The sequence below is a fragment of the Catellatospora coxensis genome (genome assembly GCF_016862635.1).
Taxonomy (GTDB): Bacteria; Actinomycetota; Actinomycetes; order Mycobacteriales; family Micromonosporaceae; genus Catellatospora; species Catellatospora coxensis.
On record NZ_BONI01000092.1, the window covers coordinates 12,888 to 33,893 of the forward strand.

General features: G+C 71.5%; 20 protein-coding genes and 2 riboswitches. Of the genes, 9 read left to right on the forward strand and 11 right to left on the reverse strand.

The genetic code is table 11. The features are described from left to right. Positions 1-34 precede the first annotated feature (34 nt). Complete coding sequence (locus tag Cco03nite_RS36140) at positions 35-802, forward strand: serine/threonine-protein kinase (RefSeq protein ID WP_203698517.1); 768 nt, start codon at positions 35-37, stop codon at positions 800-802. Positions 803-808: 6 nt separating this feature from the next. Here Cco03nite_RS36140 and Cco03nite_RS36145 read toward each other — a convergent pair whose 3' ends face one another. Next, positions 809-1,006, reverse strand: coding sequence for a DUF397 domain-containing protein (locus Cco03nite_RS36145; RefSeq protein WP_203698518.1), 198 nt, complete (start codon positions 1,004-1,006; stop codon positions 809-811). A 187-nt stretch (positions 1,007-1,193) separates the two neighbouring features. Then, positions 1,194-1,391: a DUF397 domain-containing protein gene (locus tag Cco03nite_RS36150; RefSeq protein ID WP_203698519.1), complete on the reverse strand. Its 198-nt coding sequence runs from the start codon at positions 1,389-1,391 to the stop codon at positions 1,194-1,196. 176 nt (positions 1,392-1,567) lie between these two features. On the opposite strand from Cco03nite_RS36150, the gene Cco03nite_RS36155 reads away from it, so the two are divergent. Both Cco03nite_RS36155 and Cco03nite_RS36160 read left to right on the forward strand, forming a co-directional pair. Continuing rightward, positions 1,568-2,446 (forward strand): helix-turn-helix domain-containing protein, encoded by an 879-nt coding sequence (locus Cco03nite_RS36155; protein WP_203698520.1) that lies wholly within the window; start codon positions 1,568-1,570, stop codon positions 2,444-2,446. Positions 2,447-2,547: 101 nt separating this feature from the next. Next, positions 2,548-3,282: a PIG-L deacetylase family protein gene (locus Cco03nite_RS36160; protein WP_239167940.1), complete on the forward strand. Its 735-nt coding sequence runs from the start codon at positions 2,548-2,550 to the stop codon at positions 3,280-3,282. A 65-nt stretch (positions 3,283-3,347) separates the two neighbouring features. Here Cco03nite_RS36160 and Cco03nite_RS36165 read toward each other — a convergent pair whose 3' ends face one another. Continuing rightward, positions 3,348-3,851, reverse strand: a complete 504-nt coding sequence (locus tag Cco03nite_RS36165) for a DUF6232 family protein (protein WP_203698521.1) — start codon at positions 3,849-3,851, stop codon at positions 3,348-3,350. Positions 3,852-4,330: 479 nt separating this feature from the next. Continuing rightward, positions 4,331-4,500, forward strand: a riboswitch (cyclic di-AMP (ydaO/yuaA leader). Between the two features lie 9 nt (positions 4,501-4,509). Here Cco03nite_RS36165 and Cco03nite_RS36170 point away from each other — a divergent pair. Beyond that, entirely contained in the window at positions 4,510-5,490 is a 981-nt protein-coding gene (locus tag Cco03nite_RS36170) for an NlpC/P60 family protein (RefSeq protein WP_239167941.1), read from the forward strand. A 70-nt stretch (positions 5,491-5,560) separates the two neighbouring features. On the opposite strand, the gene Cco03nite_RS36175 is transcribed toward Cco03nite_RS36170, so the two are convergent. The 4 genes from Cco03nite_RS36175 to Cco03nite_RS36190 form a co-directional block, all read right to left on the reverse strand. Beyond that, positions 5,561-6,493, reverse strand: coding sequence for a sigma-70 family RNA polymerase sigma factor (locus tag Cco03nite_RS36175; protein WP_203698535.1), 933 nt, complete (start codon positions 6,491-6,493; stop codon positions 5,561-5,563). Between the two features lie 405 nt (positions 6,494-6,898). Beyond that, on the reverse strand, positions 6,899-7,825 hold the full coding sequence (locus Cco03nite_RS36180; protein ID WP_203698522.1) for an N-acetylmuramic acid 6-phosphate etherase: 927 nt from the start codon (positions 7,823-7,825) through the stop codon (positions 6,899-6,901). Beyond that, complete coding sequence (locus Cco03nite_RS36185; protein ID WP_373314411.1) at positions 7,818-8,765, reverse strand: MurR/RpiR family transcriptional regulator; 948 nt, start codon at positions 8,763-8,765, stop codon at positions 7,818-7,820. The genes Cco03nite_RS36180 and Cco03nite_RS36185 overlap by 8 nt, the downstream gene beginning before the upstream one ends. Before the next feature lie 15 nt (positions 8,766-8,780). Then, positions 8,781-9,416: a dTMP kinase gene (locus tag Cco03nite_RS36190; RefSeq protein ID WP_203698523.1), complete on the reverse strand. Its 636-nt coding sequence runs from the start codon at positions 9,414-9,416 to the stop codon at positions 8,781-8,783. A 123-nt stretch (positions 9,417-9,539) separates the two neighbouring features. Here Cco03nite_RS36190 and Cco03nite_RS36195 point away from each other — a divergent pair, with 123 nt between their 5' ends. Together Cco03nite_RS36195 and Cco03nite_RS36200 are read left to right on the forward strand one after the other, a co-directional pair. Continuing rightward, complete coding sequence (locus Cco03nite_RS36195) at positions 9,540-10,430, forward strand: MHYT domain-containing protein (protein WP_203698524.1); 891 nt, start codon at positions 9,540-9,542, stop codon at positions 10,428-10,430. Between the two features lie 121 nt (positions 10,431-10,551). Next, positions 10,552-11,274 carry an HD domain-containing protein gene (locus tag Cco03nite_RS36200; protein ID WP_203698525.1) on the forward strand — a complete coding sequence of 241 codons (723 nt, stop codon included), beginning with the start codon at positions 10,552-10,554 and terminating at the stop codon, positions 11,272-11,274. A 3-nt stretch (positions 11,275-11,277) separates the two neighbouring features. On the opposite strand, the gene Cco03nite_RS36205 is transcribed toward Cco03nite_RS36200, so the two are convergent. The 3 genes from Cco03nite_RS36205 to Cco03nite_RS36215 all read right to left on the reverse strand — a co-directional run bounded on the left by Cco03nite_RS36205 (position 11,278) and on the right by Cco03nite_RS36215 (position 15,899). After that, on the reverse strand, positions 11,278-12,273 hold the full coding sequence (locus Cco03nite_RS36205; protein ID WP_203698537.1) for a ribonucleotide-diphosphate reductase subunit beta: 996 nt from the start codon (positions 12,271-12,273) through the stop codon (positions 11,278-11,280). A 17-nt stretch (positions 12,274-12,290) separates the two neighbouring features. Further along, positions 12,291-14,801, reverse strand: a complete 2,511-nt coding sequence (locus Cco03nite_RS36210) for a ribonucleoside-diphosphate reductase subunit alpha (protein WP_308440675.1) — start codon at positions 14,799-14,801, stop codon at positions 12,291-12,293. 265 nt (positions 14,802-15,066) lie between these two features. Continuing rightward, a riboswitch (cobalamin riboswitch) is annotated at positions 15,067-15,257 on the reverse strand. 177 nt (positions 15,258-15,434) lie between these two features. After that, positions 15,435-15,899, reverse strand: a complete 465-nt coding sequence (locus tag Cco03nite_RS36215) for a rhodanese-like domain-containing protein (protein ID WP_203698527.1) — start codon at positions 15,897-15,899, stop codon at positions 15,435-15,437. Between the two features lie 97 nt (positions 15,900-15,996). Here Cco03nite_RS36215 and ftrA point away from each other — a divergent pair, with 97 nt between their 5' ends. Further along, positions 15,997-16,980 carry a transcriptional regulator FtrA gene (gene ftrA, locus Cco03nite_RS36220; RefSeq protein WP_203698528.1) on the forward strand — a complete coding sequence of 328 codons (984 nt, stop codon included), beginning with the start codon at positions 15,997-15,999 and terminating at the stop codon, positions 16,978-16,980. 88 nt (positions 16,981-17,068) lie between these two features. On the opposite strand, the gene Cco03nite_RS36225 is transcribed toward ftrA, so the two are convergent. Next, positions 17,069-19,096, reverse strand: a complete 2,028-nt coding sequence (locus Cco03nite_RS36225) for an AfsR/SARP family transcriptional regulator (RefSeq protein WP_203698529.1) — start codon at positions 19,094-19,096, stop codon at positions 17,069-17,071. Between the two features lie 190 nt (positions 19,097-19,286). Between Cco03nite_RS36225 and Cco03nite_RS36230 the strand changes: the two genes are divergently transcribed. Together Cco03nite_RS36230 and Cco03nite_RS36235 are read left to right on the forward strand one after the other, a co-directional pair. Further along, entirely contained in the window at positions 19,287-20,159 is an 873-nt protein-coding gene (locus Cco03nite_RS36230; protein ID WP_203698530.1) for a M23 family metallopeptidase, read from the forward strand. Between the two features lie 41 nt (positions 20,160-20,200). Continuing rightward, entirely contained in the window at positions 20,201-20,980 is a 780-nt protein-coding gene (locus Cco03nite_RS36235) for a M23 family metallopeptidase (protein WP_239167942.1), read from the forward strand. Positions 20,981-21,006: the final 26 nt, after the last annotated feature.

Here is a 21,006-nt window from a genome sequence, read left to right on the forward strand (position 1 = left end):
GCTTTGTGTCGTTGATTGCGGAAGAATCCCGCCCGTGGAGGTCCCGATCGGTACGGCGCTGGCAGGGCGATACGTGCTGACCAGGCCACTGGCGCGCGGCGGAGTCTCCACTGTGTACCAGGCCGTCGACGCGACCGCCGGCCGCCGGCTCGCGGTGAAGGTGGTCGACGACCGCTACTCCGGCCTGATCCGGCACGAGGCCGCGATGACCGACCGGCTGCGCCACCCGCACGTGCCCAAGGTGCTCGACGTGGGCGTGGAGACCGGGCCGGACGGCCGCGACATCGGCTACCTGGCCCTCGAACTGCTCAAGGGTGAGGCCCTGACCAGCGTGCTGCTGGACGGGCCGCTGCCCTGGGCCGGTGCGGTGCGGGTCGCCGCCACCGCCGCCGACGTGCTCGCGGTGGCCCACCGGCGCGGCGTCGTGCACCGGGACCTGACCCCCGGCAACGTCATGATCACCACCACCGGCCCGAAGGTGGTCGACTTCGGACTGGCCGAGCTCATCGGCAGCAAGGCCACCCCGGAGTTCGCCAACCCCTCCGACGACGTGTACGCCCTGGGCGCCCTGCTCTACCAGGTGCTCACCGGCAAGTCACCGTACGCCGGGGGCAACCGCAGCCCGCAGGGCCCGGCGGCGCTGCGCCGGCTCGCGCCCACCCCGGTGCTGGCCGTGCCCGGCCTGCCGCAGGCGGTCTCCGACCTGTGCCGCGCCTGCATGGACAAGAACTCGCTGGCGCGGCCCAGCGCCCGGGAGGCGTCGCTGCGACTGTGGACCATCGTCGGCAACGCCATGCATTGACACTGCTCAGCCGCGCAGCTCTCCGGCCACGAGCCCGGCCGTGAAGGCCCGCCACTCGTCGGCGTCGAAGGTCAGCCACGGGCCGTTCGGCTCTCGCGAGTTGCGCACGAGGACCAGTTCACCGTCGAAGGACACTTCCACACAGTGCCCGGACTCGCACCGGGACGACCGCCGCCAGTGGCGGTCCTGTTGGTTCTCGGACATGGCCTACCGCCTTACGCCTAGTTCCGGTTCCCGTTCATCACTGTTGCATATCCGCGAATTCACGAACATGCCATGAGTCGTGAACGACCGGCACTCCCGCGCTCACATTCACGTCCGCCCCCGGGGCAAACAGAAGGCCGGCACGTCGTCGTCGCGTGCCGGCCGGAGCCCGTTCTTCCGTACGGGGTCAGCGCAGGTCGAACTCTCCGGTTTTCACGCCGGCCACGAAAGCTCGGAACGCCTCCGCCGACACGACCAGATGCTGCGCCGGGCTCACCGAGTCTCGAAGACCCACTCCGGTGGTGCCGAGGTCTGCGACCTCCACGCAGTGGGCCGATTCGCAGCGGCCGCTCTTGCGCCATGCTGCGCCCAGCACAGACGTCATAGGTTCACTCCAGGTCACGATGGATAGCGAGTACGCCCGCGCGGTTACTGGCATGCCGGTCATTGGCGCGCAGGGCTGCGCCCCCAGTAAACTCGTCCGAAAGATTGGTCGCAAGTAGCCATACGGCGTTTCGCCAGCGGCTCAGTCCGTGGCGGGAACGGAAGGCGGAGATCCACGTGAGCGCGCAGAGCCCGGCGGTCGCCCGTCTCAGGCTACGACACGCGCTCCGCTCCGCCCGGGAGAGTTCCGACTACACCCAGGAACAGGTCGCCTCCGAACTCGAGTGGTCACTCTCCAAGGTGATCAGGATCGAGAACGGCACCGTCCGGATGACCGTGACCGACGTGCGGGCGCTGATGCAGCTCTACGGCATCGACGACGCCTCGGAGATGTCGGAGATGGAGAGTCTGGTCCGGGCCTCGCGCCAGCGCTCGTGGTGGACGCAGTACGGCAGCGAGGTCATGTCCGGCCGCTTCGCCACCTACATCGGGCTGGAGGACGGGGCGTCGGCGCTGTCGATGTACCAGTCGCTGGTGGTGCCGGGTCTGCTGCAGACCGAGGCGTACGCCCGCGCGGTCATCGCCGGGCTGCGCATGCCCGAGCAGGACAGCCGCAACCACGAGACCTACCTCGACATCCGGCTGCGCCGGCAGGAGAACGTGCTCCAGCGCAAGGACCCGCCGCAGGTCCACGCGGTGCTCGACGAGGCGGTGCTGCGCCGCATCAACGGCGGTGTCGGCGTGCAGCGCGACCAGCTGCTGCACCTGGTCGCCCTGGGCGCGGCGCCGCACATCCACCTGCGGGTGCTGCCGCTGTCCAGCGGCATCCACACCATGGAGTCGACGTTCGTGCTGCTGTCCTTCCCGTTCGGCGAGGACGTCGTCTACCTGGAGCTGAACAGCGCCCTCGCGGGCGACCCCGACCGGGGCCAGTTCCTCGACCGCGGCGAGGTCGCCGCGCCGTACCGGGACACCTTCACCATGCTCACCGGCACGGCGCTGAGCGAGGCCGACTCGCTGGCCTTCATCGCCAAGGTTGCCGGGGAGCTTCGCTGATCACCACGTAGCGGCCTGCCGCGGAGTGGTGATCGTCGCCGGGGAGCTTCGTTGATCACCACGTAACGGCTTGCCGCAGCGTGCGGCATATGCTCGGCGGCATGAGCTTTCCTCCCTCCGCTGCGCCCTGCGACGATGTGCAGCGGGTGCTGTGCGTGTTCGCGCATCCCGACGACGTCGACTTCGGCGCGGCAGGCACGGTCGCCCGCTGGGTGGACGAGGGCCTGGAGGTGTCGTACCTGCTGGTCACCAGGGGTGACGCGGGTGGCTTCGACGAGACCCCGCGCGAGGCGATGCCGGGCCTGCGGGAGGCCGAGCAGCGGGCAGCCGCGGCCGCCGTCGGGGTCAAGCAGGTCGACTTCCTGGAGGGGTACGCCGACGGCTCGGTCACGCCGAGCCTGGCCCTGCGCAAGGACCTCGTGGCGGCGATCCGGCGGGCCCGGCCCGACCGCATCCTGACCAGCTCCCCGCTGCGCCGCTGGGACCGCATCGCCGGGCCGAGCCACCCCGACCACCTGGCCGTGGGCGAGGCGGTGACCTGCGCGGTCTACCCCGACGCCCGCAACCCGTTCGCGCACCCGGACCTGGGCGCGGCCGGCCTGGCCGCCTGGACGGTCCGCGAGATCTGGTACTCGGCGGGGCCCGACCCCGACCACGCGGTCGACGTGACCGACACCTTCGACCGCAAGCTCGCCGCCCTGCGGGCGCACGTCTCCCAGACGGCCCACCTGCACGAGCTCGACGTGATGCTGCGCGAGCGGCTGGGCGGCCTGGCCGAGACGCTCGGCCTGCCGGGCAGGCTGGCCGAGGCGTTCACGATCATCAGGACCGAGTGAGCGCCCGCACACCGCGAGGGCGTTGCCGCGAGCTGCGGCAACGCCCTGTCTTCTGAGCCGGGTGGTCAGGCGGCGCGTTCCCAGCCGGACCGGCCCCCACCGGGAACCAGCCGTGAGGGGTGCATGTTCGAGGGGTGCGGCACGCCGCGGCTCGGCCGGGGCCGCGGGAGGTTCAGGTGGCCCAGCCGCGCCTCGACGAGGCTGCGCCGCAGGTAACGCTCCACGGCGTGGAACAGCCACCAGTCGTCGCTGACGAACAGCTGGGTGGGGTGGCCGTGGTAGTCGGCCCACAGCTCCAGCCGCCGCGGCCGCCGCCGCGCGCTGATCAGTGTGGCCACGGCCAGTCCGCTGAGCACGGCGACGGCGGCGACGATGCCGGTCGGCCGCAGCAGCGGTGCGAACGCCCCGAGCAGGACCATGCCGACCACGGCCATCGCGCCGACGCGGCGCGTCAGCGGGTCGTGCCCGGCCTGTCGGGTGTGGACGTTCTGGATGGCGCCGAGGGTGAAGTGACGCGCTCCGACCTGGAAACATGTCGCCGAGATGTGCAGCCCCGGGCGGATGGTCACGATGGCTTGTTCTGGTGGCCGTTCCGGTGCCCGTGTAGGCTCCATGGAAGTCTCCCAACTGCTCGACACGCGGGCCCGGCTGGTGGTGGTGCCCGCAGAGGTGGCGACGCCTGGCATGTGGTGGAGCTTGTGGACCGACATCCGGTGGCCGCCGGGTGTCGGTCTTTTTCGTTCTGTGTCTTCGGTGATGCTGTGAGCCGCCGCGCGAGCCGTCCGTCGGTGGACTTCCCGGCTGCCTCGTGACCTCAGTGTGACCGAGACAGCCGTCGTTGTGAAGCCTCTCAATCAGCCAGGTGGCAAGTTGGCACGTTCCCTGAACCTAATGTGCGTTCAGGAATCACCTAATGTGACGGAACTTTTTCCGCATTCCTGGATCAGGTCGGGCACATCGCCCAACTCGCCCTTGGGCTTGGCGCTTTCCGGGACTACCGTGACTGGCACTGGCCGGTTGTCCGTCGCCCACCCCCGGGCGGCACCGGACCAGCGCCGCCGAATCGCGGCGCACCCGTGAAGATCGATCCCTGCGGGCGCGCGCGAACCGGGGACCCAGGTTATCGGGGTGAATCTGTGGTCACTCACAGTGATCGCAGTAGGGCGCCCTTCGCCCGAACCCGTCAGCTAACTCGGTAGGCGGCTGCGGAGAAGGGCCACCCATACCTTGTCATCCCCCCATGGCAGGGGCCGGCGCGCTGCGGCGCGCCTGCTCGCCCCAGCCGGAGCACTGACCATCGCACTGCTCGGATTCGGCGCCCCCGCGCACGCCGCGCCCAGCGCCGCCGAGCTCCGCAAGCAGATCACGCAGAAGTCCGACCAGCTGGAAAAGGTCGTCGAGCAGTACAACAAGCTCAACACCCAGCTCAAGGAGACCCGCGCCGAGGCCGCCGCGCTGGAACGCGAACTCGGCCCGCTGGAGGTCAAGGCCGACCAGGCGAAGGGCAACGTCGCCCGGATCGCGTCGACCGCGTACCGCACCGGGTCGTTCAGCGGCCTGAACGCGCTGCTGGACTCGTCCGGCGACGGCAGGCTGCTGGCCCGGCTCAGCGCCCTGGACCAGCTCGCCACGAGTCAGCGGGCGCAGATCGACGAGGCGCACCGGGCCGCCGGCGACCGCTTCGAGGTCAAGGCGGCACTGGACGCGCGGCTGCAGGAGCAGACCACCCGGTTCACCGCGGTCGAGACCCAGCGCAAGGGCATCGAGCGCGACCTGGCCAAGCTCAAGGAACTGCGCCGCCAGGCGGGCCTGACCGACGAGAAGTCGTCCACCTACACCGGCTCCATCCCCGCGTACAAGGGCAAGGCCGGCGTCGCCGTGGCGTTCGCGTACAAGCAGCTGGGCAAGCCGTACGTGTGGGCCGCCGACGGGCCGAACGGGTACGACTGCTCGGGCCTGACGCTCGCCGCGTGGCGGGCCGCGGGCGTGAGCCTCTACCACCAGGCCGCCACGCAGTGGCGTGAGGTCGCCCACATCAGCCGGTCCCAGCTGCTGCCCGGCGACCTGGTCTTCTACTCGGGCCTGGGACACGTGGCGCTCTACGTCGGCAGCGGCAAGGTGATCCACGCGCCCACCACCGGCGAAGTCGTGAAGATCGCCAGCGTCGACATGATGAGCCCGTACGGCTACGGCCGCGTGCGCCTGTAACCGGACCAGCACGGCAGGAAGCCCTCTCCCGGACTCGGGAGAGGGCTTCTGCGTCAGTGGGAGAGAAGGGTCAGACGGACTGCAGGCCCTCCGCGCGGGCCAGCTCACGCAGCCGGCCCAGCGCCTGGATCTCCAGCTGGCGGATGCGCTCACGGGACAGCGAGAAGCGCGACGCCACCTCGGTCAGCGAGTGCTCGCGACCGTCCTCCAGGCCGTACCGCGCGCGCATGATGCCGGCGGAACGGTCGTCGAGGTGGTTGAGCAGGCCCTCGATCCGCTGGCGCTCCAGCGCCGAGAGGACGATCTCCTCCGGGCTGGGCGTGTCGCGGTCGGCGACCAGGTCACCCAGGTTGGTGTCGCCGTCGTCGCCCACGGGCGTGTCCAGCGAGACGGTGTCCTGCGACCAGCGGATCAGCTCGGTCACCCGCTCGACGGTGACGCCCAGCGCGGCCGCGATCTGGTCCGGCTCGGGGTCGCTGCCCAGCTCACGGGTGAGCTGGCGGGTCACGTTGCGCATCCGGTTGACGTCCTCCACCAGGTGGACGGGCAGCCGCACGGTGCGCTCCTGCTGGGCGATGGCCCGGCTGATCGCCTGCCGGATCCACCAGGTCGCGTACGTGGAGAACTTGTAGCCCTTCACGTAGTCGAACTTCTCGACGGCCCGGACCAGGCCGGTGTTGCCCTCCTGGATCAGGTCCAGCATCGGCATGCCCGAGCGCACGTAGCGCCGGGCGATGGACACCACCAGCCGCAGGTTCGCGCGGATGAACAGGTCCTTGGCGTGCTCGCCCTCGGCGACCAGCTTCTCCAGCTCGTCGCGCTTCAGGCCGCGCTTGAGCTTGTCGGCCTCCAGCAGATGCTCAGCATATAGTCCTGCCTCGATCGCCTTAGAGAGGTCGACCTCCTGCGCCGCGTCGAGCAGCGGAGTACGCGAGATCTCGTGCAGATATACACCGACGAGGTCTCGCTCCTCAGCCACCTGGTCGGTGCGCAGCATGGTCATGTTCTCCACGTTCGGGTCCCTCCCACGTAATCGCCGCAGGGCCTTGCGGTACTGACACCTTCACAACAGATGACGCCCGGAGATGATTCCGCGTTGCCCATCGAAACTGTCACGAAAAGCTGTGAACTCGCTGATACCGACTTAGCGACTCGCTGGAAGCGAGCCGACCGGTCCGCAATGCCCTATTTATGACACCACGGAGCGTCGATAGGTACAGCGATCCACCTCACTACAACGCTGTGACCTGCGTCGCCATTTCTTGTGACGCCCGAGCGTGCGCGCTATTGCACGGTTCCACACCTGTCCCACCCGAACGCAGGACACGTATACCCCACCGAGGGGAAAGCACACCCAATCGGCCATGAACTCCCCACGAACGGGGTCCGGCTTTCGGGTGTCGAGGCCTCAGTCGGTGAGGGCGGCGACGGCGTCGCGTACGCGATTGCCGTGTCCGGCCAGCGCGCCGCGGGCGGCGGCCACCTCGCGGTCGGCCAGCAGCGCGACCAGGGCGGCCCGCAGGTCGCCGCCGGCCTCGTCCAGGGTGCGGCGGCACTCCTCCTCGTCGTGGCCGGTCGCCTCGACGAGGATGTTCAGCATGCGGCCGCGCAGTTTCGCGTTGGTCGGCACCATGTCGATCATGAAGTTGGAGAACACCCGCCCCAGGCGCACCATCACCGCGCTGGAGAACGCGTTGAGCAGCAGCTTCTGCGCAGTGGCGGCCTTCATCCGGGTCGATCCGGTGATCACTTCAGGGCCGGTGTCGACGCCGATGAACACGTCCACCCAGGAGGCCGCGTCGGCGCGCGGGTTGGCGGCGATCAGCGCGGTCCGGCAGCCCAGCTCCGCCGCGGCCTGCAGCGCGCCGAGCACGTAGGGCGTGCGGCCGCTGGCGGCGATGCCCACCACCACGTCGCCGGTGCGGGCGCACCGGGCGATCTCGTCGGCCCCACCCGCGGTGTCGTCCTCCGCGTCCTCGACCGCGGCCAGCAGCGCGCCGGGCCCGCCCGCGATGTGCGCGCAGAACCAGTTCGGCGGGGCGTTGAAGGTCGGCGGGAGTTCGGCGGCGTCGAGCACGCCGAGCCGGCCGGAGGTGCCCGCGCCGACGTAGTGCACGCGGTTGCCGCGCTGCAGCGCCGCCACGGCGTCCTCGACCACCACCGCCAGCGGGTCCAGCACCGCGCCGACCGCCTCGGCGACGGTGCGGTCGGCCTCGTTGATCACTTGCAGGATCTGCCGGGTGCCCAGCAGGTCGAGGTCGGCACTCGGGGCGTAGCGCTGCTCGGTGGGGGCGTCGACACGGACCGGGAGGGAGCCGGTGGGCAGCTCAGGCATCGCCGGACCGGCGGCGGGCAGTGCCGATGCGACGTCCGCGCACCGCCTCGGCGGTGACCTCCAGCGCCTTGCGCGCCTTGGTCCGGGTGCGGGCCGCCACCCCGACGAACAGGCAGTCCACGACGGTGAGCTGGGCGAGCCGGCTGGCCATCGCGCCGGACCGGTAGGTGGTCTCACGGGCCGCGGTGGTCAGCACGAAGTCGGCGACCTCGCAGATCGGCGAGCGTGGGAAGTTGGTCAGCGCGACGGTCACCGCGCCCGCCGCCTTGGCCCGCTCCAGCACGTCGATGGTGTCGGCGGTGGTGCCGGTGTGCGAGATGCCCAGCGCCACGTCACCGGGGCCGAGCAGGGCGGCCGAGGTGAGCGAGGTGTGCAGGTCGGGCCAGTAGTACGCGACACGGCCTATGCGGTGCAGCTTGGCCTGGAAGTCGGCGGCGACGAAGCCGCTCGCGCCGGCCCCGAAGACCTCGACCCGGGAGGCCTTCACCAGCAGGTCCACGATCTTGTCGCAGACCTCGGGGTCGAGCTGCTCGGCGGTCTCCTCGACGGCGCGGGCGTCGTTGAAGGCGATGGTGGCGATGATCTGCGCCATGTCGGCGCCGGGCGGGATGTCCCCGCCGACCACCCGCGAGTCTGCCGGCTCGACCCGGCGCGCGGCCTCGGCGGCGAGCCGGATGCGCAGCTGCGGGTAACCCGACATGCCGATGGAGCGGCAGAACCGGATGACGGTCGCCTCGGAGGTCTCCGCGGCGGCGGACAGGTCGGTGATGGTGCGGCGGGCCGAGGCGGCCGGATCGGCGAGCACGAGCCGTGCCACGCGCTGCTCGGCCGGGGAGAGCGCGGGCAGCAGACCGTTGATCTGAACGATCAGCCCGACAGGTTCCTGACCGGCGCGCGAGACGCTGTCATTCTCCTCGGAAACTTTCGACTTCTTCGCCACAGTTGAAACTTACTTTCATGACAGCCCCACGTCAACTGCCAAACCACGTTTCACCACCGGCCAAACGACCGCCCACACGGCTTCGGCGACCGCGTCGGGATCACCACTGCCGTCGACGTGTACCGCATCCGACAGTACGTCTTTGTAGGCCGCGTAGCTCGCGTTCAGATATTCGATGTCCTCGTGGTCGTCGCCACGCTGCTCCACCCGGTGGTAGGCCACCTCGGGCGGGACGTCGAGAAAGATGATGACAGCAGGTCGGGGGAACGGGGCATAAGCCGCGCGTACCGTCCGGGCCAGCCACTCGCCGCCCTCATGTGCCCGAATGCTCACCAGCTGGCAGGGGGTGTAGCGGTCCATCACCGCCACCGCGCCGGTCAGCCGCGCCGTCACCAGCGAGCGGGCGATGGCCAGCCAGCGCAGCACGGCCTCGATGCTGAGCAGGCCACGGCGGCCGAGCAGGGAGACCGCGTCGTCGCGGCCCAGCTTGCGGGCGACCCGCCCCAGGAAGCGCCGGCCTCCGGCGTTGCGGCCGTAACGGGCCGTGACCCCGGCCGCGCAGAGCGCCGCGGCCAGCCGTACCGCCTGGGTGGTCTTGCCCGAACCGTCGATGCCGACCAGGGCGACCACCGACGCACTCGTGCCTGCCATGCCGCTGACGCTACCCGGCGTACGCCAGCGGTGATCGACGGTGCGGACACGGACACGCTGTGCGATTGAGTGAGCGTCATTCATGGGCCAATGGCATCCTCCTAACCTCCCGGAGGCACTCCCATGGCAGAAGTGCACCATTTCGCGTACGGCTGGTTCAACCCGGTGACCGCGTACGTGATGGCCTTCATCGGATCGATGCTCGGCCTGGTCTGCACAGCCCGCGCCCGCCGCGCGCCCACCGCCGGGCGGCGCGCCCGCTGGCTGGTGATCGCCGCGCTGTCCATCGGCGGCACCGGCATCTGGCTCATGCACTTCATGGCCATGATCGGCTTCGACGTGCCGGACAGCCCGGTCCGCTACGACCCGGTCGTCACCTTCATCAGCCTCGCGCTCGCCGTGCTCACCGTGGGCATCGGCCTGTTCATCGCGGGCCAGGGCCGCCGGTCCGCGCTGCGGATCGTGGCCGGGGGCGGCTTCACCGGCCTCGGCGTCGTCGCGATGCACTACAGCGGCATGGCCGCGATGCGGGTCGCCGGAACGGTCAGCTACGACTTCGGCCTGGTGGCCGCGTCCGTGCTGATCGCCGTCGTGGCCGCGACCGTCGCGCTGTGGTTCACCGTGACCGTCTCCGGCATGCGCGCCATCACCGCCGCCGCGGCGGTGATGGGCGTCGCGGTGTGCGGCATGCACTACACCGCGATGGCCGCGATCCGGATCACGCTCGACGTCGGCGGCACCGGCCAGGTCGAGGGCCTCAGCCCGTTCGTGCTCATCGTGCCGATCGTGCTGCTGTCGGCGCTGTGCCTGATCGGGGTGACGTTCAACGCACTGCAGGCCATGACGCAGGAGGAGTTCGACGGCGCGGACGCCAGCCGGGTGAAGCACCGGGCACAGGTCCCGGCCACCCTCATCCCCGCGCCGCGCGGCACCGAGGCCCCGCCCCTGGTCAACCCGCCGTTCAGCCTGGCCAGGTCGCTGGCCGACCGCAACCGCACGAAGATCCCGCGCTGACCCGCCCGCTCCTGGTGACCTCGCTTCCCGGTGTCGGCCTACCGACACCGGGAAGCCATATCCGTAGGCGTCCATATGAGCGGGGACGCGCGGGCGGCGTTGATCCGATATAAACGGCGGCATGGACGCCCCGGCTTACCTCATGACCATGCCGCTGCACGCCATCACGGAGGTGCTCGGCGAGCAGGGCCTGCGGGACCGGTTCGCCCTGGAGATCCAGCGCCTGCCCGCCGCCGACCAGGCCGTGCTCGCCGAGGCGCTGGAGCTGGCCGGCCGGCTGCACGCCGAGCAGCGCCGGGTACGCGAGCCGTACCTCAACCACCTGCTGCGCGTCACCATCCGGATCATCACCTACTACCGGATCACCGACCGCGACGTGCTGGTCGCCGCCCTGCTGCACGACTCGGTCGAGGACCAGCCGTGGGGCATCGTCGGCCAGGCGCACCGCAGCGGCCCGCCGCCCCGCGAGCAGGCGCTGGCGGTGCTCGCCGGACGCTTCGGCCCCCGCGTCGCGCAGCTGGTCAACGCGGTCACCAACCCGGAGTACGACCTCGACCGCGACAAGGACGAGCAGTACCGCGAGCACGTCGTCGAGTCGCTGGACGTCGACCCGTGGGCCCGGGTCATCAAGGTCTCCGACTTCACCGACAACGGCGTCGGCGTCATCCACACCATCGGCCCGAAGGTGCTGCGCGCCGCCACCAAGTACCAGCCCCTGGTCCCGCTGCTGCGCGAGCTGGTGGCCCGGCCGGACACGCCGCTTCTCGGCGAGGTCAAGGCGCACATCTTCGCCCAGTTCGACCTCGCCGAGAAGCGCTTCAGTGCGATTCTGGCCGGGAGTTGAGGATCAGAAGTCCTCGTCGAGGCTGACCGTGCCGGGCACCGCCACCTGGTAGGCGGTGACCCGGCGCTCGAAGAAGTTGGCCAGCTCCTGCACGTCCTGCAACGCCATGAACGGGAACGGGTTGCGCGACCCGAACCGCGCCGGCAGGCCCAGCCGCGCCAATCGCTGGTCGGCTACGTACTGCAGGTACTCCCGCATGTCGGCCAGGGTCATGCCGGGCAGGCCCGCGCCGCACAGATCCTCGGCGAAGGCCAGCTCGGCGTCGACCGCGTCCTCCAGCATCCGGGTCACCGCCTTGCCCAGCTCGTCGTCGAACAGCTCCGGCTCCTCGGCGCGGACCGTGTCGACGACGGCGAACGCGAAGTCCATGTGCATGGACTCGTCGCGGAACACCCAGTTGGTGCCGGCGGCCAGCCCGTCCAGCAGGCCGCGGGAACGCAGCCAGTACACGTACGCGAAGGCGCCGTAGAAGAACAGGCCCTCGATGCAGGCGGCGAAGCAGATCAGGTTGAGCAGGAAGCGCCGCCGGTCGCCGGCCGTGGTCAGCTCGGGCAGGTCGAAGACCGAGTCGATCCACTCGAAGCAGAACCGCGCCTTGCGGGCGATCGACGGGATGTTCTCCACCGCGGCGAACGCCTGCGCCCGCTCGCCGTCGTCGGGCAGGTACGTGTCCAGCAGGGTCAGGTAGAACTGGACGTGCACCGCCTCCTCGAACAGCTGGCGGCTCAGGTAGAGCCTGGCCTCGGGGGCGTTGATGTGCCGGTACAGGTTGAGCACCAGGTTGTTGGCCACGATGGTGTCGCCGGTGGCGAAGAACGCGACGAGGCGGTTGACCAGGTGCCGCTCGCCGTCGCTGAGCGAGGCCAGGTCGGGCAGGTCGCCGCCGAGGTCGACCTCCTCGACCGTCCAGGTGTTGCGGATGGCGGCGCGGTAGCGCTCGTAGAAGTCCGGGTAGCGCATCGGCCGCAGGGTCAGGTCGAGGCCCGGGTCGAGCAGCATCTTCTTGGCGTCGGTGGTCACTGGCAGGCCTCGCAGATCTCCGGGTTCTCCAGGTTCAGGTTGATCAGGCTCGCCGCGGTCCGCAGCGGTTGTGCCGGGAGCCCGGCAGCCGGGCTGCTCACCGCTGGTGCGGCGTCAAGAAGGTGCCCTTCCTCTACGGAAACCGATGGGAAGGTGCCCTTCCTTACTGTCGTCTGGGTGATGGCGGTGGCGGGGCGGGAGCGGAGGTAGTAGGTGGTCTTCAGGCCTTTTCGCCAGGCGTAGGCGTACATCGAGGAGAGTTTGCCGATGTCGGGGGAGGCCATGAAGAGATTGAGGGACTGGGACTGGTCGATGTAGGGGGTGCGGGCGGCGGCCAGGTCGATGAGGGCGCGCTGGGGGAGTTCCCAGGCGGTGCGGAAGCGGGTACGCAGTTCGGCGGGGATCTCGGGGAGGTCGGCGATGGAGCCCTCGGCGGCGAGGATGCGCTCGCGCAGGGCGGGGGTCCACCGGCCGCGGGCTTTGAGTTCGTCGACGAGGTAGCGGTTGACCTGGAGGAACTCGCCGGACAGGGTCTCGCGCTTGAAGACGTTGGCGACCGGCGGCTCGATGCACTCGGCGCAGCCGGCGATCGAAGCGATGGTGGCCGTGGGCGCGATCGCGATCAGCAGCGAGTTGCGCAGGCCGGTGCGGGCGACCTTGGCGGCCAGCTCGTCCCAGGCCCACGGGCGGGTGCGGGTCGCGTCCGGGTAGTGGTCGGGGTGCAGGACCCCGCGGGCGGCGCGGGTGTCCGCGTACGACGGGTGCACGCCCAGCTCGGCGGCGAGGTCGGCGCTGGTGTCGTACGCCGCGAGCGCGATCTCCTCGGCGATGCGGGTGGACAGGGCCAGCGCCTCGGGCGAGTCGAAGTCCAGGCGCAGCGTGAAGAAGACGTCGGCCAGGCCCATCACGCCCAGGCCGATCGGCCGCCACCGGTTGTTGGCCCCGGCCGCCTCGCCCGTCGGGTAGTAGGACAGGTCGATGGTGCGGTCGAGCACGCGTACCACGGTGCACACCGTGTCGCGCAGCGTGTCCCAGTCGACGCCGTCGCCGCCGAGGTGGGCGGCCAGGTTGATCGAGCCGAGGTTGCACACCGCCGTCTCGCCGTCGCTGGTCACCTCCAGGATCTCGGTGCACAGGTTGGACAGGTGCACCGTGTTGCCGGCGACCGCGGTCTGGTTGCAGGCGCGGTTGGCGGCGTCCTTGAACGTCATCCAGCCGTTGCCGGTCTGCGCCAGGGTGCGCATCATGCGGCCGTACAACTCACGGGCCTGGACGGTGCGCACCGCGCGCCCGGCGGCCTCGGCGGCCCGGTAGGCCGTGTCGAACTCCTCACCCCACAGGTCGACCAGCTCCGGCACGTCCTTCGGGTCGAACAGCGACCAGCCCGCGTCGGCCTCGACCCGGCGCATGAACTCGTCCGGCACCCAGTTGGCCAGGTGCAGGTTGTGGGTGCGCCGGCTCTCCTCGCCGGTCGAGTCGCGCAGCTGCAGGAACTCGTCCATGTCGGCGTGCCAGGTCTCCAGGTAGACGCAGGCCGCCCCCTTGCGCCGGCCGCCCTGGTTGACGGCGGCGACGCTGGAGTCGAGGGTGCGCAGCCACGGCACGATGCCGTTGGACAGCCCGTTCGTGCCGCGGATCAGCGAGCCCCGGGACCGGATCCGGCTCCACGCCACCCCGATGCCCCCGGCGTACTTGGACAGCCGCGCGATCTGGCCGTAGCGCTCGTAGATCGACTCCAGCTCGTCGCGCGGCGAGTCGAGCAGGAAGCAGCTGCTCAGCTGCGGACGCCGGGCGCCGGCGTTGAACAGGGTCGGCGAGCTGGGCAGGTAGGCCAGGCGGCTGAGGATGGCGTACAGCCGCCCGACCTCGGCGACGCTGCCCGGCAGCCGCCGCCCGGCGGTGCCCGCGTCGCCGACCTCGCCCATCAGGCCGCAGGCCACCCGCAGCAGGAACTGCTGGGGCGTCTCCAGCACCTTGCGGGTCACCGGGTGCCGCAGCAGGTAGCGGTCGTAGACGGTGCGCAGCCCGAAGTACTCGAAGCGGTCGTCGGCCGCCGGGTCGACCAGGTCGGTCAGCTCGGCGGCGTGGGCCGCGACGAACGCGGCCAGGTCGTCGGCGAGCAGCCCGGCCGCGTGCGCGGTGCGCACCGAACTCGGGAAGTCGGTCACGCCCTGGGTCGTGGCCTCGGCGGCGATGTGCACGGTGAGCAGGCGCGCCGCGAGGCGGCTGTACGACGGCTCCTGCGCCACCAGGGCCGCGGCCGTCTCGACGGCCCGCAGCCGCAGGTCGGCCTCGGTCGCCCCGGGCCAGACGCCGGCCGCCACGGGGGTCAGCACTGTCCTGTGGTCCACGTCGGACAAGCCCTGCGCCGCCTCGGCGAGCAGGGCCGCCAGCGAGGTCGTGGGCGTCGGCGCCGCGCTCGCGACCGCCGTGGCGGCGCTGAGGCCGAGTTCGGCGGTGCTCGCAGCCGCATCGGCTGCGGTGCCGCGGTGGGTGGTGCTGGTCAAAGTGCGTTCCCCCTCGTCGAAGCGCGGGAGGGCACGCGAACGGCACCCGCCCGCGATGATCCGGGCAGCGCACCATCCACCGTGGACCATCCCGCGCGGCCCGGTGTCCCGTCCTCGCCGCGCCTGCGGGTCCCCGGTTCCCGGCGGTCGCGAGGGCGACCGTGCGAGAGCGGGGCCGGGCCCGGTCCGCCGCGCAGCGGCAGCTCGGGCAGGGCACGAGTGGATCGGGGCGCGTCGCGGAACCGTCCGCGGCACGCACGCCGGCAGGTCTTCGGGCTCGTGGGCACGGCCGGGCGGCGCGGTGCGGACACCGTGCTGCCGTGGACCCCCTACGCCGTCGCTTCCCAGGCCGGACCGGCCCAGTGCTGTCCGCTCTCCCCTTCGCGGAGGGAGGGCGGGACGGCTTCGTTCCCACTCACCGCTGCGGGGCAGCTCCGGAATCGCACCGGATTCCCTCAGCGCGGACCGCCCTGCGGCGGCTCGCGCGCACCCCGAAACCCGGCCCCGAGAGGGCCGGAGGGGTGGACCAGCGATGCCATCACACTACATCTAGTGGCATCCGCACGAAAGCGACCCCATATAGGCTCGGCGTGTCGTCAATGGCCCATCCCCACCGGCGTCGATGCCCCCACGTCAGCAGGCGCAGGCCGCGCCGCTCGCCGGGGCCGTCAGCGGGTCCACGTCGTTCTTGCGCAGGCCGAGGAAGGTCTGCGTGTCGAAGCCCTCGCGCACCCAGTACTCGTACCCGCCGAGCATCTCCTTGACCTGGTAGCCCAGGCGGGCGAAGGCCAGCGCGGCCCGGGTCGCGCCGTTGCAGCCCGGCCCCCAGCAGTAGGTGACCACGACGCTGCCGGCCGGCACGACCTCGGCGGCCCGCGCCGCGATCTCCGCCGTGGGCAGGTGCGCCGCGCCGGGCAGGTGCCCCTGCTCCCAGGATTCCAGCGAGCGGGAGTCGACGAGCACGAAACCGGGTGTGCCGGACGCCAGGTCGGCGTGCACGTCGGACACGTCGGCCTCGAACGACAGGCGGGCGGCGAAGTGCGCGGCGGCGACGCCGGCGGCGGCCGGGGGCGTGCTGAGGACTGCGGAGGTGGACATGTACGGCTCCTTCTGGTCGATCACCTGCTCTTCATCCTGTCGGGCCGGCGGGACGGCCAGAAGTGGCGAGAACGCCGCTGTCCACTAAGATCTCGCCATGCGTACGCCGGTGGCACTGGAGACCCGCGCCCGGCACCGGATCGCGGTGCTGGCGTTCGCCGGGATGGCGCCCTTCGAGCTGGGCTGCGTGGTGGAGGTGTTCGGCCTGCCCCGCCCCGAACTCGACGTCACCTGGTACGACCTTGCGGTCTGTGCCGAGACGCCGGAGCCGATGGCCACCGTCGGCGGCTTCTCGATCACCGCCCGGCACGGCCTGGACGTGCTGGCCGCCGCCGACACCGTGATCGTGCCCGGAGTCGCCGACGTACGCGCCGAGGTCTCCCCCGCGCTGGTCGACGCGCTGCGCACGGCCGCCGCCCGCGGGGCGCGGCTGGTCTCCATCTGCTCCGGCGCGTTCGCGCTGGCCGCGGCGGGCCTGCTGGACGGCCGGGCGGCCACCACGCACTGGAAGTACGCCGCGCTGCTGCGCGAGCGGCACCCGCTGGTCGAGGTGACGCCCGACGTGCTCTACGTCGACACCGGCCAGGTGATCACCAGCGCGGGCAGCGCGGCCGGGCTGGACCTGTGCCTGCACCTGGTGCGCCGCGACCACGGCGCGCAGATCGCCAACACGGTCGCCCGGCGGCTGGTGCTGCCGCCGCACCGCGACGGCGGGCAGGCGCAGTTCATCGAGCTGCCGGTGCGCGATGTGATCGACGACGACGGGGTGGCCCGCGCGATGGCCTGGGCGCTGGACCACCTGACCGAGCCGTTGACGGTGAACGTGCTGGCCGCGCACGCGCGTATGTCGCCGCGCAGCTTCCTGCGGCACTTCGCCCGGCACACCGGCACCAGCCCGATCCGCTGGCTCATCGACCAGCGGGTGGCGGCCAGCCTGCCGCTGCTGGAGACCTCGGACTCCCCCGTCGAGCAGGTCGCCGCCGCGGTCGGGTTCGACTCGCCGGCCACCTTCCGGCACCACTTCAGCCGGTGCATGCGCACGTCGCCGTCGTCGTACCGGCGCACCTTCCGCGGCCGCTGACGTTTCCGCAGCCAGGGCGGGCCCGGGGGTTAACAAGGTGCCCTTCCGCTACGTATGGCGATGGGAAGGTGCCCTTCCTTTGGGCGGCTCAGAGCCAGGTGCGGGAGATCTCGACGGTGGACTGGAGGCGGCGGGCTTCGGCGAGGTAGGCGTCGGACAGGCCGAAGCGCTCGTCGCCGCGGTGGAGTTCGCCGAGGCGGCGGGCGGTCTGGGCCTGGGCGCGACGGTCGCCGATCCGTTCGAAGATCTCCAGCGCCTGGGTGAGCCGCTGCACGGCCACCTCGGGGGCCTCCAGGGTGGCCAGGTCGGTCAGGCAGTACGCCTCGCAGTGGGCGTCGCCGAGCACCGCGAACCGGTCCAGTGCCGCGATCAGGTCCGCCCGCGCGTGGGCCGGATCGCCGCTGCGCAGCCGGAGCAGGCCCAGCTGGCGGGTCAGCAGCGCGGCCCGGTGCTCGTCGCCGATCTCCTCGGCCAGGGCCAGCCCGGCGGTGAAGTCGCGGTACGCCTCGGGGAGGTCGCCCCTGGCCAGCCACACCATGCCCAGCGCGCCGCGTGAGTACGCCTCGCCGTGCCGGTGCCCGAGCAGCCGGTATGCCTCCAGCGCCTGCCGGTAGCAGTCCAGCGCCTCGTCGTGCTCGGCCCGGATACGGTGCCCGGTGCCCAGCCCGGCCAGCGCAGCGGCCTGCCCGCACAGGTTGCCGAGCCGGGCGAACAGCAGCCGCGACCGGCTGAACGCCTCGGCCGCCTCCTCGTAGCGGTCGCGGTACAGGTGCAGCTGCCCCAGCCCGCGCAGGGTCACCGCCTCGCCGAGCAGATTGCCCTGCGCCCGGCACGCCGACAGCGCGGTGCGGTGCGTCTGCTCCCACTCGGCGGTGTGCCCGCCCATGTCGCACCAGGCGACCATGGCGTGGGCCAGCTCCCAGGCCAGATCGGACAGCCCGTTGGCGGCGGCCGCCCCGACCGCGCCGAGCAGCGCGTCGCGTTCCGTGGCGAACCAGCGCACCGGGTCGCCGGCCAGCTCGGCCGCGTTCGGCACCGGCCAGCGGGCCGCGACGGTGACGCCGGGCCCGAACACCTGCGGCGGCAGCCCGGCGGCGGCGCGTTCGGCCAGCTCCAGGTAGCCGCCGAGGGCTCGGGTCAGCGCCGCGCCGATCGCCTCCCCGGGCAGGTCCGGGGCCAGCAGCCCGACCAGCACGGGCAGGCCGTACCGCGGCTGGCCCAGCTCGTCGGTGCCGGTGGAGCGCAGCAGGCGGGCCCGGTCGAGCGCGTCGAGCACCTCCGCCGCGTCCGGCCGGTCCAGCAGCGCCGCGGGCACCCAGCCCGGCGCGGCGGCGATGCCCAGCCGGGCGAGGCCGCGCAGCACCAGCGCGGCCGCGCCGTCCAGCCGGGTGCCCAGCACCGCCGGACCCTCCTGCTCGACGAGCAGGGTGCGGTGCAGGCGGCGCAGCGGCTCGCCCGGCTCCACGCCCAGCTCCTCGGTCAGGGTGCGGCGCGCGGTGGCGTACGCCGACAGCGCCTCGGCCCGGTGCCCCGCGTCGCGCAACGCGGTCACCAGCAGCGACCACGCCTCCTCGCGCAGCGGCTCCTCGGCGACCAGCCGGCGCAGCTCGTCCACGGCCGCCGCCGGCTGGCCGGCCTCGATGCGCAGCCGGGCCCGGGTCTGCCGGACCGCCCGCCGCCGCTCCACCAGCCGGTCGATCTCCGTGCGCCACAGCGGTGAGGCGGGCAGGTTCTCCACCGGTTCGCCGCGCCACAGGCCCAGGGCCGCGTCGAGGCTGTCCGGGTCGCCGCCGCGGGCGTACTCCTCGAAGCGCAGCAGGTCCAGCTCGCCGCAGTCCAGTTCCAGCCGGTATCCGGGCGCCTGGCGGCGCAGCCGGTCCTCGCCCAGCCGGGTGCGCAGCGCGCTGACGTACGTCTGCACGTTGGCCAGCGCCGACCGGGGCGGGTCCTGCCCCCACAGCACCTCGATGAGCTGATCCACCGACACGGTGCGGCCGTGGTTGAGCGCGAGGGTGGCCAGCAGCTGGCGTGGCTTGACACCGCCCACGGGTGCGTCGACGCCGCCCAGGGTCAACTCGAAGGAGCCCAGGATGCGCAGTTCCAGCCGGTCCGACATCGTCCAACCACCCACACGAACCGTGATCGATCGCCTGAGCCTACGCGTGCTCGGCTGATCGGACCAGAGCACTCAGCTGAACGGCTGTAGGGGTTCTGGAGAAACGTTGGAGCGCTTCTCGCGACGCTGTGGACACCCCGCGCAGTAACGGGCCTCCTGTTCCACCACCCCACGGAAGGGAACCGTCCATATGCGACCTAGACGATTGTTCGCCGGCGCCGCCGCGCTGGTCATAGGCCTGGCCGGCGCGGTCCTGCTCGGCAGCCCCGCGCAGGCCGCACCCGCTTTCCAGCTGCCCTTCCCCTGCGGCCAGACGTGGAACGGCAACAGCAGCAACAGCAGCGCCCACGTCTCCTGGGAGATCGACTTCAACCGCGGCTCCACCGCCACCGCCGACCTCGGCGACACCGTGGTCGCCGCCGCCGCGGGCACCGTCGAGGTCTCCGCGCACCAGGGCTCCGTCAACGGCTACGGCAACCTCGTCGTCATCGACCACGGTGGCGGCTACTTCACGTACTACGCCCACCTGGACTCCCGCGCCGTCACCGCGGGCCAGGCGGTGCTGCGCGGCCAGGCCATCGGCTCGGTCGGCAACACCAGCAAGCCGGGCAACGGCATCTCGCCGCACCTGCACTACGAGGTGCGCTACCCGGACCGGTCGCAGTCGCACATCATCAAGGCCGTCTTCAACGGCAGCACCTTCGGCTACGGCTCGGCCAACGTGACCAGCAACAACTGCGCCACCTCGTACGACCCGGCGGCCGAGTGCGGCAGCGGGTTCCAGGTCATCGACTCGGTGAAGCTGGGCTCGGCGGGCACCACGAACCTGCTGTGGAAGGGCTCCACCGGCCAGAACTGCGTCATCACCCTCAAGATGGCCAGCGTCGGCACCCCGACGGCCACCAGCGCGTTCCTGGAGCCGCAGGGAGCGAGCCGGACAACGGACTCCGGCAGCTTCTCCTACTACGCCGGGCCGGTCATCCGCACCGCACCGGGCTGCGTGAAGTGGGGCGGCAGCGCCGGCGGCAACAGCTACACCTCCGGCTTCGAACACTGCGCCTGATCCCTCACCCCGCATCCACCTTCACCGCTAGGAGCATTCCCGTGCACGTCAAGCGCATCCTGGGGCTGGCCGTGACCGCCGTGGCCGTGGCCGCCGCCGTCCTGGTCGAGGCCTCGCCGGCGATGGCCGCCCCGACCTTCAAAGTCCCCTTCCCCTGCAACCAGGTGTGGTCGGGCCAGACCCGCACCAACCACAGCCCCGCCAACGCCATCGACTTCAACCGCACCGACGACCTCGGCGACCCGGTCGTGGCCAGCGCGCCCGGCACCGTGGACGTGGTCACCAACCTCGGTGACACCAGCTACGGCAAGTACGTGCGGATCAACCACGGCAGCGGCTGGACGACGTACTACGCGCACCTGAACTCGTTCAACGTGTCCGTGGGCCAGACCGTCAAGTACGGCACCGTGATCGGGTACGTCGGCACCACCGGCGGTTCGACCGGCCCGCACCTGCACTACGAGCAGCGCTCCGGCGGCTCCGCCGTCCAGATCAAGTTCAACGGCGTGACCGCCCTGTACTGGGGCACCAAGAACTACACCAGCGACAACGGCTGCGGCGGCGGCGCGGCGCAGGGCACCGTCAACACCGCGGGCTCGCCGCTGACCGTGCGCTCCGGCCCCGGCACCGGCTACGCCTCCGTCGGCACCGTCAACGACGGCGCGACCGTCTCCATCCAGTGCCAGACCACCGGCACCACGGTCACCGGAACGTACGGCACCAGCAACATCTGGGACCGCATCGGCACCGGCCGCTTCATCTCCGACGCCTACGTCTACACGGGCTACGACGGCTTCATCCCCGGCGTCCCCCGCTGCTAACGGACAAAGGAAGGGCACCTTCTTAA

What these genes read in the sequence shown, in the direction of transcription:
- Cco03nite_RS36200 (WP_203698525.1), top strand. Translation starts at nt 10,552, where the DNA reads ATGGACGCCCCGGCTTACCTCATGACCATGCCGCTGCACGCCATCACG.
- Cco03nite_RS36160 (WP_239167940.1), top strand. Translation starts at nt 2,548, where the DNA reads ATGAGCTTTCCTCCCTCCGCTGCGCCCTGCGACGATGTGCAGCGGGTG.
- Cco03nite_RS36145 (WP_203698518.1), bottom strand. Translation starts at nt 1,006, where the DNA reads ATGTCCGAGAACCAACAGGACCGCCACTGGCGGCGGTCGTCCCGGTGC.
- Cco03nite_RS36225 (WP_203698529.1), bottom strand. Translation starts at nt 19,096, where the DNA reads ATGTCGGACCGGCTGGAACTGCGCATCCTGGGCTCCTTCGAGTTGACC.
- ftrA (WP_203698528.1), top strand. Translation starts at nt 15,997, where the DNA reads ATGCGTACGCCGGTGGCACTGGAGACCCGCGCCCGGCACCGGATCGCG.
- Cco03nite_RS36205 (WP_203698537.1), bottom strand. Translation starts at nt 12,273, where the DNA reads ATGCTGCTCGACCCGGGCCTCGACCTGACCCTGCGGCCGATGCGCTAC.
- Cco03nite_RS36180 (WP_203698522.1), bottom strand. Translation starts at nt 7,825, where the DNA reads ATGCCTGAGCTGCCCACCGGCTCCCTCCCGGTCCGTGTCGACGCCCCC.
- Cco03nite_RS36195 (WP_203698524.1), top strand. Translation starts at nt 9,540, where the DNA reads ATGGCAGAAGTGCACCATTTCGCGTACGGCTGGTTCAACCCGGTGACC.
- Cco03nite_RS36215 (WP_203698527.1), bottom strand. Translation starts at nt 15,899, where the DNA reads ATGTCCACCTCCGCAGTCCTCAGCACGCCCCCGGCCGCCGCCGGCGTC.
- Cco03nite_RS36150 (WP_203698519.1), bottom strand. Translation starts at nt 1,391, where the DNA reads ATGACGTCTGTGCTGGGCGCAGCATGGCGCAAGAGCGGCCGCTGCGAA.
- Cco03nite_RS36190 (WP_203698523.1), bottom strand. Translation starts at nt 9,416, where the DNA reads ATGGCAGGCACGAGTGCGTCGGTGGTCGCCCTGGTCGGCATCGACGGT.
- Cco03nite_RS36230 (WP_203698530.1), top strand. Translation starts at nt 19,287, where the DNA reads ATGCGACCTAGACGATTGTTCGCCGGCGCCGCCGCGCTGGTCATAGGC.
- Cco03nite_RS36175 (WP_203698535.1), bottom strand. Translation starts at nt 6,493, where the DNA reads ATGACCATGCTGCGCACCGACCAGGTGGCTGAGGAGCGAGACCTCGTC.